Source organism: Falsiroseomonas selenitidurans, from assembly GCF_012103215.1.
GTDB classification, from domain to species: domain Bacteria; phylum Pseudomonadota; class Alphaproteobacteria; order Acetobacterales; family Acetobacteraceae; genus Falsiroseomonas; species Falsiroseomonas selenitidurans.
Genome location: NZ_JAAVNE010000040.1, coordinates 1 through 13,332 on the forward strand (window position 1 = coordinate 1; position 13,332 = coordinate 13,332).

Here is a 13,332-nt window from a genome sequence, read left to right on the forward strand (position 1 = left end):
CGGCGGCACTGCCCGCCACCGCCCCGGCGCGGCGCCATTCGCCGAGGCTGAGGCCGAGCGCCACGAAGCCCAGCAACGCCGTCAGCGCCGCCAACACCAGATGCGCGACCCCGGCGCCGACCGGGCCGAACCAGTCGCGCAGCAGATGCGTCGTCGCCTCCGCCACCGCCGGCCCGGCGGCCCCGCCCGGCCCGGCGGCGGCGGGCGCACCGGCCGGCAGCGGCAGCAGCATCAGCGTGCCGGCCAGCAGCGGCAGCGTCGCCAGCAGGCAGGCCAGGCGCAGCGGAAAGGGCGCAAGGCCCTTCTGGGTGGCAAGCCGCCAGGCCCAGGTCATCAGGCAGGCGACGATCAGCCAGGCGGCATGGCCGAAGCCCTGCAGCAGCAGGTCGGCGCCATGCGCGCCGATCGGCCCCGCCAGGTTGGTGGTCAGCTGCGCCGTCGCGGTGGAGAAGGAGGGATCGCCCGGGTCGTAGGTGGCCAGCGCCACCCCCAGGACCAGCCCGGCCAGCACCAGCAGCAGCGCCAGAAGCTCCGCCAGCCGGCGCCGCAGCGCGGCCTTGACGGCGGGGGAGGCGAAGCGGCGCCCGGCGGCAGCAAGCCGGTCGCTCACGGCCGGAGGGCTGGCGGTGGGCGGCATGGTGCGAAGTTCCTGAGTCCTGCTGGCAAGCCTACACCGGAAGTGGCTCGGATTGAAGCAGAACCCGGGAAGCCGCTAGGCGCGCAACTGCGCCAGGTAGGCGCCGACCTCGCCGCCCAGCCGGTCCGCATCGCCGTCCAGCGCCGCCGCGGTGTGGTCCACCTGCTGCGCCGCCTGGCTGGTCTCGGAGGCGGCGCGGGCCAGATCCTCGGCCGCATCGGCAATGCCCGCCGCGCCGCCGGCCAGGCGCTGCACGCTGCGGGCGATCTCACCGGTCGCCTGGCCCTGCGCCTGCATCGCCGCCGCCACCTCGGCGGTGATCGCGCCCATGCGGCCGACCGTGCCGCCGATGGCGTCGATCTGCGCCGCCGCGGCGGCGGTGGCGTCCTGCACGGACTGGATCTGCGCGCCGATCTCCTGCGTCGCCTTGGCGGTCTGTGCTGCCAGCGCCTTCACCTCCCCTGCCACCACGGCGAAGCCCTTCCCGGCCTCCCCGGCGCGGGCCGCCTCGATCGTCGCGTTCAGCGCCAGCAGGTTGGTCTGGCTGGCGATTTCCGTGATCAGGCGCACCACCTGGCCGATATGCTGCGCCGCCTCGGTCAGCCCGCCGATCCGGGCATTGCTGTCCGCCGCCTGGGTCACCGCCTCCGCCGCGATGCGCCGGCCGGTATCAACCTGCGCGCTGATCCCGGCGATGGAGGCCGCCAGCGCCTCGGTCGCCTCGGCCACGCCCGCCACCTCCCCCCGCGCGGCGCCGGCGGCGTCGCGCACCGCGCCGGCACGCCGGGTGGTTGCCTGCGCCACGCCGACCAGCGCGCCGGCGGCGCCGCGCATCCGCTCCGCCGCCGCGGCGAGATTGCCCGCCACCCCGCCGATGCCGCGTTCCAGCCCATCGGCCAGGGCCAGCGCGCCCTCCCGCTTCGCCGCGGCCACTTCCTGCTCCGCCGCATCCTGCGCCGCCCGCGCCGCCTCCGCCTGCCGCAGGGACAGGGCGAGCGATTCCAGGGCGCGGGACATGGCGCCGATCTCATCCTGCCGGCCGGTGTCGGGGATCGGCGCCACCAGATCGGCGGCGGCGATGCGCCCCATGGCGCCGCGCAGCGCCGCCAGGGGCCGCACCACCCCGCCCAGCGCCACCCAGACGGCCAGCGCGATGGTCAGCGGCAGGCCGATCGCCACCGTGATCCCCAGCACGCGGACCGAGGCATGGCTCTGCTCGGTCAGCGCGGCGGCGCGGGCGACGCCGCGTTCCACCGCCGCATCGGTCAGGCGGTTGGCGGCATCGCGCAGCGCCGCCGCCGGGGCACCCAGCGACGCCCGGGCAGCGGGGTCCAGCGCCAAGCCGAGCAGGCGGGCGAATTCCAGCCCGATCCGCCCGGCCTCGGCCTCGCCCGGCGTGCCGCGCAGCGCATCGGTGACCTGCGCCGTGTGTTCCTGCATGGCGGGGCCCAGCGCGCGCAGCCCGGGCAGCGCCACCTCCTCCGCCGTGGCCTGGATCAGCCGGCCGAGATCGGCGCTGGCGGTGGCCATGCGGGCGGAGAAGATGGCCGCCTTGGCATCGCGGAACAGCAGGGCGTCGTAGCCGCGCTGCAGCCCGGCGAGGTGCCAGCCGCCAGCCACCGCCGCGGCCAGGGCGACGAAGGCGGTCAGCAGGGCGGGCAGCAGGATCTTGGCAGCGACCGGCAGGTTGCGCAGGGGACCGGGCCGAGGATCGGGCATGGGGGGAAGGTTCCGCACGGGGTGCGGCATCCTGGCGCGTCGCGGTTGCGCGTCAGTAAACCGCTCAGTCGGCCGGCGGCTTCTCCCCGCGCAGCTTCTTCACCCCGCCGCGCAGCTTCTTGCCCTCCAGCCGCCTCAGCTGGGCGCCATAGCTGGGCTTGGTGGCGCGGCGCGTCGGCGGCGGCGGGGTGGCGGCCTCGGCCAGCAGCGCGTCCAGCCTTTCCCGCGCATCGGTGCGGTTGCGGTCCTGGGTGCGGAAGCGCTGCGCCTGGATCACCAGCACGCCATCCTGCGTGATCCGCCGCCCGGCCAGCGTGGCCAGCCGCCGCGCCATGTACTCGCCCATCTCCAGCCGGTTGAGGTCGAGCCGCAGTTCCACCGCCGTCTCCACCTTGTTGACGTTCTGCCCGCCGGGGCCGGAGGAACGCACGAAGCGTTCCTCCAGCGCGCCGTCGGGGATGGTGGGGATGCGGGCCATGCGGCGCCTCATGCCCGTTGCCGCAGGGCGGCGCAAATGGAAACGCCGCAGGGCGGCGCAAACGGAAACGCCGCAGAGCGGCGCAAACGGAAAGGGCGCCGGGTTGCCCCGGCGCCCTCCCCTTCTGCCCTGCGGGGCCGGTGGTTCAGCCCAGGCGTTCGCCGTGCAGCACCACGTCCAGGCCCTCGCGCTCCTCCTCCTCGGTGACGCGGAGGCCGACGATGGCATCCACGATCTTGAGCAGGATGAAGGTGGCCACCCCGGTGAAGACGAACACCGCGGCCACCGCATAGACCTGCAGCATGAACTGGTCGAAGGACCCGCTGATGCCATCCGGCGAGGCCGGCGTGCCGGAGAGCGGGCCATAGGCGAAGACGCCGGTCAGCAGCGCGCCGGCGATGCCGCAGATGCCGTGCACGCCGAAGGCGTCCAGGCTGTCGTCATAGCCGCACCAGTGCTTCAGGGCGGTCGCACCCCAGAAGCCGGCCAGGCCCGCCACCACGCCGATGATCAGCGCGGAGCCCGGCAGCACGAAGCCCGCCGCCGGGGTGATGGCAACCAGCCCCGCGACGGCGCCGGAAATCGCGCCGAGCACGGAGGGCTTGCCCTTCACCGCCCATTCCGCGACCAGCCAGGCCAGCACCGCGCCGGCCGCGGCCACCTGCGTCACCAGCATCGCCATGCCGGCGCGCGCGCCGGCGCCCACTGCGGAACCCGCATTGAAGCCGAACCAGCCCACCCACAGCATGGCCGCGCCGATCACGGCGAAGGCGAGGTTGTAGGGGGACATGTTGTCCGTGCCGTAGCCGACGCGCTTGCCCAGCACCACCGCCGCCACCAGCCCGGCCACGCCGGCATTGATGTGCACCACCGTGCCTCCGGCGAAGTCCAGCGCGCCCAGCGCGAAGATCCAGCCATTCGGGTGCCAGACCCAGTGCGCGACCGGGGAGTAGACCAGCAGCGTCCACAGCGTGACGAAGACCATCAGCGCGGAGAACTTCATGCGGTCCGCCACCGCGCCGGTGATCAGCGCGGCGGTGATGATCGCGAAGGTCATCTGGAACATCACGAAGACGCTTTCCGGGATGGTCGTTGCCACCGCGGCATCGCCCGAGCCCAGGGTGAAGGGCGCGTCCCAGCCCGTGCCCATGCCGGAGAGGAACAGCTTCGAGACGTCGCCGATATAGGCGTTGCCCTCGCCGAAGGCCAGGCTGTAGCCCAGCACCATCCACAGCACGCCGACCAGGCCGCAGATCGCGAAGGACTGCATCATGGTGGCCAGCACGTTCTTCTTGCGGACCATGCCCGCATAGAACAGCGCCAGGCCCGGCACCGTCATCATCAGCACGATGGCGGAGCTGGTGAGCATCCAGGCGGTGTCGCCCGTATCGATCGCAGGCGTCGCGGCGTCCTGCGCGAAGGCCGCGCCGGCCACGAGCAGCGCCGGCAGCGCCATGGCAGCGGCGCGCGCAAGCTTCGTCATTCCCCCGTTCCTCGTCTCAGCTGTTGTGTTCATGCTGCGTGCCATGGGCCTACAGCGCCTGGTCGTCGGCTTCGCCGGTGCGGATGCGCAGCGCGCGCTCGACATCCAGGACGAAGATCTTGCCATCGCCGATCTTGCCGGTGCGCGCGGCACCTGCGATCGCCTCGACCACCGCATCCACCATGTCGGCGGCAACGGCGACTTCGATCTTGAGCTTCGGCAGGAAGCTCACGTGGTATTCGGCCCCGCGGTAGATCTCGGTCTGGCCCTTCTGCCGACCGAAACCCTTCACCTCCGTAACCGTAAGCCCCTGCACGCCGAGCGGGGTGAGCGCATCGCGCACCTCGTCCAGCTTGAAGGGCTTGATGATGGCCATGACCAGCTTCATCGCGCCGCAGTTCCCCTTCCCAAGGCGATATCGCTGCACGGCAATCCAAGGATCGTGCCAGCCGCGCCCAACGCCGGCCGACGCAGGAGCGGACGGGGGATTCGATGCGGATCGTAGACCATTCCGACGGTGCGCCGCAAAAATGCTGCCTGTTTTCTGGGCAATTGCCTCGCTCTTGCCGAAGTGGCGTTTCACCCCGACTCTCCGCCCATGACCGAGATCGAAACCACCGCCTGCATCGTCGGCGCCGGCCCCGTCGGCGCCACCCTCGCCGCCACGCTGGGCGCCGCCGGCATCCCCACCGTGGTACTGGACCGCGCGCCCCTGCCGCCGATGGAACTGCCGGATTTCGATGGCCGCGCCTATGCCATCGCGCTGACCAGCCAGCGCCTGCTGGCGGCCGCCGGCATCTGGGACCGGCTGCCCGACCTGCCGCAGGCAATCCGCCGCATCCGCGTCGCCGATGGCCGCCCGGGCCACCCGCCCTCCCCCCTCACGCTGGATTTCGACAGCGCCGAGATCGGCGAGAATCCCTTCGGCTGGATGGTGGAGGCCCGCGCCCTGCGCGTGGCGCTGAACGCCCGGCTGCCGCACCTGCCCAATCTGCGCGTCTTCGCCCCGGCCGAGGCCAGCGTGGTCCGGACGCCGGAAGGCGCCACGCTGCGCCTGACCAGCGGCGCGGAGGCCGGCACCGTGATCCGCGCCCGGTTGGTGGTGGCGGCGGAAGGGCGGGAGAGCGGGCTGCGCCGCCAGGCCGGCATCGCCGTCTCCCGCCATGATTACGGCCAGACCGGCATGGTGGGCGCCTTCGCCCATGCCCGGCCGCACAACGGCACGGCGCTGGAGATGTTCTTGCCCAATGGCCCCTTCGCGCAACTGCCCCTGGCTGGCCCGGGCGGCTTCGGCAGTGCCGACCTGCCGCACGCCTCCGCCTTCGTCTGGTCCGACCGGCGGGACCTGGCGGCGCGCTTCCTGGCCATGGATGACGATGCCTTTGGCCGCGAGCTGGCCCGGCGCCTGGGCGACCATCTCGGGAAGATCAGGCCGATCGGCCGGCGCTGGTCCTACCCGCTGACCGCGCTGTGGGCGCAGCGGCAGACGGATACGCGGCTGGCCCTGGTGGGGGATGCGGCGCATGGCATCCACCCCATCGCCGGCCAGGGGCTGAACCTCGGCTTCCGGGACGTCGCCGCGCTGGCCGAAGCGGTGATCGAGGCCGTGGCGTCGGGCGAGGACCCCGGCAGCCAGGCCGTGCTGCGCCGCTATGAGAACCGCGCCCGGCCCGACGCGGCGCTGATGCTGGGCGCCACCCATGCGCTGGAGAAGCTTTTTGGGAATGATTTCGGCCCCATCCGCCTGGCCCGCCGGCTCGGCATCGCCGCGGTGGACCGGATGCCGCGGCTGAAGCGCGCCTTCGCGGAACGCGCCATGGGCATGGGCCCGGGGCTCGGCGGGCTGCTGGGCGGCCAGGGGCTGATGGCACCGCCGGGCTGAGCCCCGGCATCCCGAAGCCGCCGGACTGGCCCGGAAAATGCTGGGCTGCGGGCGCAAGGAAGCGGAGGACGGCATGTCGGGACCGAAGGCTTGGGTAAGGCGCGTGGCGGGGCTTCTGGCGGTCCTGCCGCTGGCCCTGGCGCCGCCTGTGGCGGCGCAGGACGCCTATCCGGCGCGCGCCGTGCGCGTGGTGGTGCCCTTCGCGGCCGGCGGCGGCGCGGACCTCGTGGCGCGCGCCCTGTCGCAGCGGCTGTCCGAGCAGACGGGCCGGCAGTTCGTCGTCGACAACCGGCCGGGCGGCGCGGCCAATATCGGCACGGAAGTGGTCGCCCAGGCCCCTGCGGATGGCTACACGCTGCTCGTCACCGGGCCGAGCCACATCATCAACGCGCATCTGTTCCGGCGGCTGCCCTTCGATCCGCTCAAGGGGTTCACGCCGATCTCGCTGCTGACCTCGGCCCCCTACGTGCTGGTGGCGGATCCCGCCCTGCCGCTGCGCAACCTCGGCGACCTGCTGGCCATGGCGCGGTCGCGCCCCGGGGCGCTGTCCTACGGCTCCGCCGGCAATGGCACCGCCGGGCACCTCGCGATGGAACTGATCAGGGCGGCCGCCGGGATCGACATGGTGCATGTGCCGTATCGTGGCAGCCCCGCCGTGCTGACGGACCTGATGGGCGGGCGGATCGCGGTGGCCTTCGACAATGTCCTGTCCTCCGCGCCCGGCATCGCCGCGGGCCGGTTGCGGGCGCTGGCCGTCAGTGGCGATCGCCGTGCGCCGGCCCTGCCGGATGTGCCGACGGTGGCGGAGGCCGGGCTGCCCGGCTTCGATGTGAAGGTGTGGCAGGGCGCCCTCTTCCCGGCCGGCGTCGATCCCGCCATCGTGACGCAGCTGGCGGCCGAGATGCACAAGGCGATGCAGGCGCCCGAGTTGCAGGCGCGGCTGCAGACCCTGGGCGTTGCGCCGATCGGCAGCGACGCGCCGACCTTCGTGCGCTTCCTCGAGGCCGAGAACACCCGCTGGGGCGAAGCCGTCCGGCGTTCCGGCGCCCAGCTCGACTGAAGCCGGCTGGGACGGGCGGGCCGCCTGCAGCGCGCCGGCGGCCGGTCACGCGCCGCGTCGGGGCGAGGCGCCGAACGGCAGGCGGCAGCGCGGGCTGGAGCCGTCTCACCGCGAGCGAAGACGGGAAACGGCTCCAGCTTATTGTTTCGACGCAATTTCCGGGTCGCCTTGCGAAGCCGCAAGGCTTGAGAATGCTCGATCCGGGCCTCGGCGCTACCGCCGCTTCGGCGGGTCCCGGCTCAGCCCCTTGGCGGCCAGCGCCGCCTCATAGGCCGCCCAGCGTTCGTCATACTGCTCGCCCAGCAGGCGGAAGAAATCCCAGCTGTAGATGCCGGTGTCGTGCAGGTCGTCGAACACCAGGCGCACGGCGTAGTGGCCCACCGGCTCGATCTTCATGATGCCGACATGGCGGCGGCCAGGCACCGTCACCCGCTGCCCCGGCCCATGGCCCTGCACCTCCGCCGAGGGGCTTTCAACCCGCAGATACTCCGCCGGCAGGGCGAAGCGCACGCCATCGTCCCAGGCCAGGTGCAGCACCTGCTCCGCCCGGTTCAGGCGGATTTCGGTCAGCTTCGGCATCAGGCCGGCAGCTTGCGGGCCTCGTCCGGCAACATGATCGGAATGCCGTCGCGCACCGGATAGGCTAGGCCGGCCTTTTCGCTGACCAGCTCGCCGGCCTCCCGATCATAGCGCAGCGGGCCCTTGGTGACCGGGCAGACCAGGATTTCCAGCAGGCGCGGGTCCACCGCGCTCGGCTCGGACGCCGTCATTCTCGCTCTCCTGTTCGCGGCTCCCGGCCGGGACCAGGGCCGGGGATGCGGCCAGCTTCTAGCTTGGCCGGCCTTCCGGCGCCATGCCATGGCTGCCCATCTGCATCAGCGCCACCAGCATCTCCGCCCGCGCCTGGGGCGTGGGCGCTTCCAGCAGCGCCTGCTTCTCCCGCACCTCGAAGGGGCACAGCATGCACAGCGTGGTCACCAGCATGGCATCGCCGGTATTCTCCACCGCTTCCCAGTTCGCCTCGATCCCATGCGCGGTGAAATAGGGCCGCAGCGCCGCCAGCAGCGCCGCGCGGTCGATCTGCGGCTTCGGGCCGTCCAGCACCAAATCGGGGCGGAACCCGGCAAAATCCACCCGCGCCCGCCGGTAGCCGCGGCGCAGCCCCGCCTCCTCCAGGATGCGGTAGCGGATGACGCCGTTCAGCGTGATGAGCAGCCGCCCATCCTCCGTCTCCGCGAAGGAGGAAATCCGGCCGAGGCAGCCGATCCGGTAGGTCTGGCTGCCGAGCTCGGTGCGCGGCAGCCCGGGGTCGGGCTGCACCATGCCGAGCGTCCGGCCTTCCGACAGCGCATCCTCGACCATCGCCAGGTAGCGCGGTTCGAAGATGTTCAGCGGCAGCCGCCCGCCCGGCAGCAGCAGCGCGCCGGACAGGGGGAAGATGGGAATCTCCGACGGCAGGGCGTCGAACTCTGGGTGAAAGGCGGGCATCGGCTCCGTTTCAGCCACCTGCGCAAGGGCGCGCGGCGGCCCGTCTCCCCCGCGCGGTTCGTGCCCCCGCCGGGTCAGATCATCTGAACAGAAGGGTGGAGAGCTTCCGCCGTCCCGCAAGGGTCGCGGGGTCGGCGAATCCCCATGCCTCGAAGAACTTCAGCAGCTGCTTGCGCGCCGCCTCGTCGTTCCAGGCGCGATCGCGCTTGATGGCGACCATCAGCGCGTCCACCGCTTCCGCCCGCTTGTCCATGGCGTTCAGGGCCACCGCCAGCTCGATTCGGGCGGCGTGGTCGTCCGGGTCGGCTTCCAGGCGCCGCTCGAACTCGCCCAGCTTCTCCCGCGCCTCGCGCCCCTCGCGGGCGAGTTGCAGCTGGGACCGGACGGAGGCGATCTCGGCATGGCCGGCGATCTTCTCCGGCACCTGGTCCAGCACCTCCTGCGCCTGCTCCTCCTCGCCCAGCGCCATCAGGCAGCGGGCCAGGCCGGCCAGCGCCTCGGCATTCTCCGGCTCGGCTTCCACCAGCTGGCCGAACAGCTCCGCCGCACCGGGCTGGTCGCCGGCCTCGACCAGCGCCTTGGCCTCGGCCAGCAGATCGGCCGCGGGCATCTGGCCGCCGCCCATCTTCAGCAGGGCCTCGATGAACCTCTTCACCTCCCCTTCCGGCAGGGCGCCCTGGAACAGGTCGGCGATCTGGCCCTGCACGAAGCCGACCACGGTGGGCACGGATTGCAGCGGCAGGCCCATCTGCGCCAGCTGCTGGACCAGCTGGCGGTTCTTGTCGATGTCGATCTTCACCAGCTTCACGCGGCCGCCGGCGGCACGCACCACCTTCTCCAGCGTCGGCGTCAGCGTCTTGCAGGGGCCGCACCAGGTGGCCCAGAAATCCACCAGCACGGGCGTCTCGCGGCTGGCTTCCACCACATCGGCCATGAAGGTGCGCTGGTCGCCATCCTTCACCGGGTCCGGCGTGCCGGCCGGCAGGCCACCGGGGGCTGCCTGGCGCGTCGGGTCGAAGATCAGGTCCATGTCGGGCATTCCTCTCGCTTGGCTGCATAGATGCGCCACGCGCGGCGCGAAGCAAGCGGGCGTGGGGGTTTACGGCCGCGGCTTATACCAGGGCAGCGCCGCTTGGGGATCAGCCGGCCTCCGGCGGGTCCACCACTTCCGGCGCATGCCCCAGATGGCGCAGGAAGCGCAGCAGATCCGCCGGGCGGATGGCCGTGGTCATGGTGTTGGTCAGCGGGTGGACATGGATCCAGGCGAACCCCTCCACCAGCCGCCGGTCCAGCACCGGCCGCACCGCGCCGGGGGCGGCGTTCACCAGGCCGAGCGGGGTGACGGAGCCAGGCTCCACGCCCAGCTGCGCGCGCAGCGCCTCGGCCTCCGCGAAGACGGCGCGCGGCGCGCCCAGGGCGCGGACCAGGGCGTTGACCTTCACCTGCCGGTCCTCCTCCAGCACCGCCAGCAGGAAGGGGCCGGCGGCCTTTTCCGGGCGCAGGAACAGGTTCTTCACATGGCCGCCGGGCAGGGATGGCCGCAGCGCCTTGCTCTCGGCCACGGTGAAGACCGGCGGGTGGGTGACGGTGGGCGCCTCGATCCCCAGCGCGGCCAGGCGCGCCAGCAGGCCCTGCGGCGTCTCCATCCGGTGCCGCTCCTCAGTGCACGCGGCTGGTGGGCTGGTGCGGGCTGTCCAGGCTGAAGGCCGGCACGGCGACGTCGAAGGCCTCGCCGGTGCCGGTGACCACCATGTGGTAGGCGCCGGCCATGAAGCCGGATGGCGTGGTGAGCGGGGTGCCGGAGGTGTATTCGAAGCGCTCCCCCGGCGCGAGGACCGGCTGTTCGCCCACCACACCCTCGCCCTGCACGGTCTGGCTGCGACCACGCGAATCGGTGATTCGCCAGCTGCGCTTGAGCAACTGCACCGTCTCCTCCCCCTGGTTCTGGATGGCGATGCGGTAGGCCCAGACGAAGTGCCCGCGCTCCGGCTCCGACTGGTCCTCCAGGTAGAAGCTGCGCGCGGTCACCCGGATGCCGCGGGTGGTCGCGCTGTAATCCTCAGCCATGGCAGGTTGTTCCCATGGCGGGACTCTGCGTCCCTCGGCCGATGCTGTCCAGGGTGGCTCAGCGCCGCAGCGCGACGGCGAGCCCGGCGCCCACCAGCACCGCCCCGCCACCACGGTTCAGCGCCCGGCGCAGGCCGGGCCGGCGCAGGGCGGTGGAAAGCCGCGCCGCCAGCAACGCATAGGCGGTGGCATTCAGGCTTGCCAGGGTGACGAAGCTGGCCACCAGGATCGCCGCCTGCGGCAGGAAGGGCCGCGCCGGGTCCAGGAATTGCGGCACGAAGGCCACGAAGAACACGATGCCCTTCGGGTTCAGCGCGGTGACCAGCCAGGCCTCGCGCAGCGCCCGGCCGGCGCTCAGCGGCGGCGCCGCATCGGGCTGCGACGGCGCCCGCCACATCCGGATGCCGAGCCAGACCAGATAGGCGGCGCCGGCGTATTTCAGCGCCGCGAACAGCGTCGCGGAGGTCGCCAGGATGGCACCAAGCCCGGCCAGCGACAGCGTCATCGCCGTGAGGTCGCCCAGCGCCACCCCCGCCACCAGCGGCAGCGCCTGCCGCGTGCCGCCGCCCAGGCTCTGCCCGACGACCATCAGGATGGTCGGCCCCGGGATCAGCAGCATGGCGATGGCGGCGGCGCAGAAGGCGAGCCACAGGTGCAGGTCCATGGCTCAGTCCTTGCGACGCGGCGCTTCCGGCAGGTCCACCGCCAGTTCGAACAGCGTCGCATCGGCGGGCTGCGCGGCCGCCTTCGCCCGGGCCGCCTTGCGCGGCTTCGGCGCGATCGCCGGCGCTTCGGGCTCGGCGGCGGCCGGCTCCTCGATCACCACCTTGGCGCGCTTCACCGGGGGCTGCGCCGGGGCGATGGCATCCAGCGCCTCCGACAGGTCGGCGATCAGGTCCGCCACATCCTCCAGCCCGACGGACAGGCGGATGGTGCCGTCGGTGATGCCGAGCCGCGCACGCTCCTCCGCGCCCACGCGCATATGCGTGGTGGTGGCCGGGTGGGTCACCAGCGACTTGGCGTCGCCAAGATTGTTGGAGACGTCGATCAACTGCAGCGCATCGAGGAAACGGAACGCCGCCTCCTTCCCGCCCTTCACGTCGAAGGTCACCAGGCTGCCGCCGGCGGCCATCTGCGCCTTGGCGAGTGCCTGCTGCGGATGGTCGACGCGGAAGGGGTACAGCACGCGGTCGATCTCCACCCGCTCGGCCAGGAAATCGGCGATGGCGGCGGCGGCGCGGCACATGGCGGGCAGGCGCAGGTGCAGCGTCTCCAACCCCTTCAGGATGACCCAGGCATTGAACGGGCTGATCGAGGGGCCGGTGTTGCGGATGAAGGGCTGCAGCACCTCGTCCACCCACTTCTTCCGCCCCAGCACGGCCCCGCCCAGCACCCGGCCCTGGCCGTCCATGTGCTTGGTGCAGGAATAGACGACGACGTCGGCGCCGAATTCCATCGGCTTCTGCAGCAGCGGCGTGGCGAAGACGTTGTCCGCCACCACCAGCGCCCCGGCCGCATGCGCCAGGTCGCAGACCGCGGCCAGGTCCAGCACGTCCAGCATGGGGTTCGACGGCGTCTCCAGCAGCACCAGCGCGGTGGGCTGTGCCAGCGCGGCCTTCCACTGCGCCAGGTCGCCACCATCCACGAAGACCGAGGTGATGCCGTAGCGCGGCAGCAGGGTGGAGACGATCCAGTGGCAGGAGCCGAACAGGGCGCGGGAGGCGACGACGCGATCCCCGGCCTTGAGGTGCGACAGCATGGCGGCATGCACCGCGGCCATGCCCGTTGCGGTCAGCCGGCAGGCCTCCGCCCCCTCCAGCGCCGCCAGGCGGTCTTCCAGCATGGTGACGGTGGGGTTGCCAAAGCGGGAATACTGGTAGTGCTGCGTGGTGCCGAGGAAGGTGTCCTCCGCCTGGCCGGCGCTTTCATAGACGAAGCCGGAGGTGAGATAGAGCGCCTCCGACGTCTCGTCATGGTTCGAGCGCATCTGCCCGCCGCGGACCAGAAGGGTGGCGGGGCGGAGCGGACGGTCGGGCAGGGTTCTGGCCATCAGGGACACCTCATGTTGCAGCACGCGGCTGCGACGACACGGCGCCCGGCCCCCCAGAGGGGCGTCGGGGCCACGCATGGCGCACCCCGCGACCCTTTAGCGCGCTTGTTTTCGGAGGGGCTGTGACGCCCACCGCCCGGAGACACCGGGACCTCGCCGCAATCAGGCCGGACAAATCGCGAGGGGCACGGACGTGCCTCCCCTGGCTTAGGGGCCGGCCCCACGCCGGTCAAGAACGGCGTGGCCAGGGCGGTGCACGGCTTGCGGCGTGTGGGGGCGCCCGGGTATAGAGAAGGCTGCGCGGGCGTAGTTCAGAGGTAGAACGTCAGCTTCCCAAGCTGAATGTCGGGGGTTCGATTCCCCCCGCCCGCTCCATCCGCCGCGCCGCCCTTCCTGCCGCGCGCGTTGCCCGTCACGGACCATGAATCCAGGCCCCGGCGAGATGCGACACCTGCGTGAAGTCATCCG

General features: G+C 72.3%; 15 protein-coding genes and 1 tRNA gene. 3 read left to right on the forward strand and 13 right to left on the reverse strand.

The window, feature by feature from the left end; translation table 11 throughout:
- The 5 genes from HEQ75_RS20210 to HEQ75_RS20230 form a co-directional block, all read right to left on the reverse strand.
- Window positions 1-610, reverse strand: a 610-nt coding sequence (locus HEQ75_RS20210; RefSeq protein ID WP_209318673.1) for a DNA translocase FtsK 4TM domain-containing protein, incomplete at its 3' end; no start/stop codon positions are given.
- Between the two features lie 102 nt (window positions 611-712).
- Window positions 713-2,356, reverse strand: coding sequence for a methyl-accepting chemotaxis protein (locus HEQ75_RS20215; RefSeq protein ID WP_168033931.1), 1,644 nt, complete (start codon window positions 2,354-2,356; stop codon window positions 713-715).
- A gap of 64 nt (window positions 2,357-2,420) precedes the next feature.
- Complete coding sequence (gene arfB, locus HEQ75_RS20220; protein WP_209318674.1) at window positions 2,421-2,834, reverse strand: alternative ribosome rescue aminoacyl-tRNA hydrolase ArfB; 414 nt, start codon at window positions 2,832-2,834, stop codon at window positions 2,421-2,423.
- 145 nt (window positions 2,835-2,979) lie between these two features.
- The gene (locus tag HEQ75_RS20225; protein WP_209318675.1) at window positions 2,980-4,317 is read right to left on the reverse strand and encodes an ammonium transporter; all 1,338 of its coding nucleotides are present in this window, start codon (window positions 4,315-4,317) and stop codon (window positions 2,980-2,982) included.
- Window positions 4,318-4,366: 49 nt separating this feature from the next.
- Complete coding sequence (locus HEQ75_RS20230; RefSeq protein WP_168033934.1) at window positions 4,367-4,705, reverse strand: P-II family nitrogen regulator; 339 nt, start codon at window positions 4,703-4,705, stop codon at window positions 4,367-4,369.
- 210 nt (window positions 4,706-4,915) lie between these two features.
- Here HEQ75_RS20230 and HEQ75_RS20235 point away from each other — a divergent pair, with 210 nt between their 5' ends.
- Together HEQ75_RS20235 and HEQ75_RS20240 are read left to right on the forward strand one after the other, a co-directional pair.
- Entirely contained in the window at window positions 4,916-6,199 is a 1,284-nt protein-coding gene (locus HEQ75_RS20235) for a UbiH/UbiF/VisC/COQ6 family ubiquinone biosynthesis hydroxylase (protein WP_168033935.1), read from the forward strand.
- A 73-nt stretch (window positions 6,200-6,272) separates the two neighbouring features.
- Window positions 6,273-7,259, forward strand: coding sequence for a tripartite tricarboxylate transporter substrate binding protein (locus HEQ75_RS20240; RefSeq protein WP_168033936.1), 987 nt, complete (start codon window positions 6,273-6,275; stop codon window positions 7,257-7,259).
- A gap of 213 nt (window positions 7,260-7,472) precedes the next feature.
- Here HEQ75_RS20240 and HEQ75_RS20245 read toward each other — a convergent pair whose 3' ends face one another.
- From HEQ75_RS20245 to metZ, 8 genes are all read right to left on the reverse strand, one after another.
- Window positions 7,473-7,838, reverse strand: a complete 366-nt coding sequence (locus tag HEQ75_RS20245) for a gamma-butyrobetaine hydroxylase-like domain-containing protein (protein WP_168033937.1) — start codon at window positions 7,836-7,838, stop codon at window positions 7,473-7,475.
- A complete protein-coding gene (locus tag HEQ75_RS20250) occupies window positions 7,838-8,029 on the reverse strand; it encodes a Trm112 family protein (protein WP_168033938.1) in 192 nt (63 codons plus the stop codon). Before HEQ75_RS20250 ends, HEQ75_RS20245 begins: the two co-directional genes overlap by 1 nt.
- Before the next feature lie 58 nt (window positions 8,030-8,087).
- Window positions 8,088-8,747 carry an LON peptidase substrate-binding domain-containing protein gene (locus HEQ75_RS20255; protein ID WP_168033939.1) on the reverse strand — a complete coding sequence of 220 codons (660 nt, stop codon included), beginning with the start codon at window positions 8,745-8,747 and terminating at the stop codon, window positions 8,088-8,090.
- Between the two features lie 79 nt (window positions 8,748-8,826).
- Entirely contained in the window at window positions 8,827-9,777 is a 951-nt protein-coding gene (locus tag HEQ75_RS20260) for a thioredoxin family protein (RefSeq protein ID WP_168033940.1), read from the reverse strand.
- A gap of 109 nt (window positions 9,778-9,886) precedes the next feature.
- A complete protein-coding gene (locus tag HEQ75_RS20265) occupies window positions 9,887-10,393 on the reverse strand; it encodes a prolyl-tRNA synthetase associated domain-containing protein (protein ID WP_168033941.1) in 507 nt (168 codons plus the stop codon).
- A 13-nt stretch (window positions 10,394-10,406) separates the two neighbouring features.
- The gene (apaG, locus tag HEQ75_RS20270; protein WP_168033942.1) at window positions 10,407-10,814 is read right to left on the reverse strand and encodes a Co2+/Mg2+ efflux protein ApaG; all 408 of its coding nucleotides are present in this window, start codon (window positions 10,812-10,814) and stop codon (window positions 10,407-10,409) included.
- Window positions 10,815-10,872: 58 nt separating this feature from the next.
- Complete coding sequence (locus HEQ75_RS20275; RefSeq protein ID WP_168033943.1) at window positions 10,873-11,478, reverse strand: LysE family translocator; 606 nt, start codon at window positions 11,476-11,478, stop codon at window positions 10,873-10,875.
- Window positions 11,479-11,481: 3 nt separating this feature from the next.
- The gene (gene metZ, locus HEQ75_RS20280; RefSeq protein WP_168033944.1) at window positions 11,482-12,864 is read right to left on the reverse strand and encodes an O-succinylhomoserine sulfhydrylase; all 1,383 of its coding nucleotides are present in this window, start codon (window positions 12,862-12,864) and stop codon (window positions 11,482-11,484) included.
- A 300-nt stretch (window positions 12,865-13,164) separates the two neighbouring features.
- On the opposite strand from metZ, the gene HEQ75_RS20285 reads away from it, so the two are divergent.
- Window positions 13,165-13,239, forward strand: a tRNA-Gly gene (locus HEQ75_RS20285).
- The last annotated feature ends 93 nt before the right edge of the window (window positions 13,240-13,332 follow it).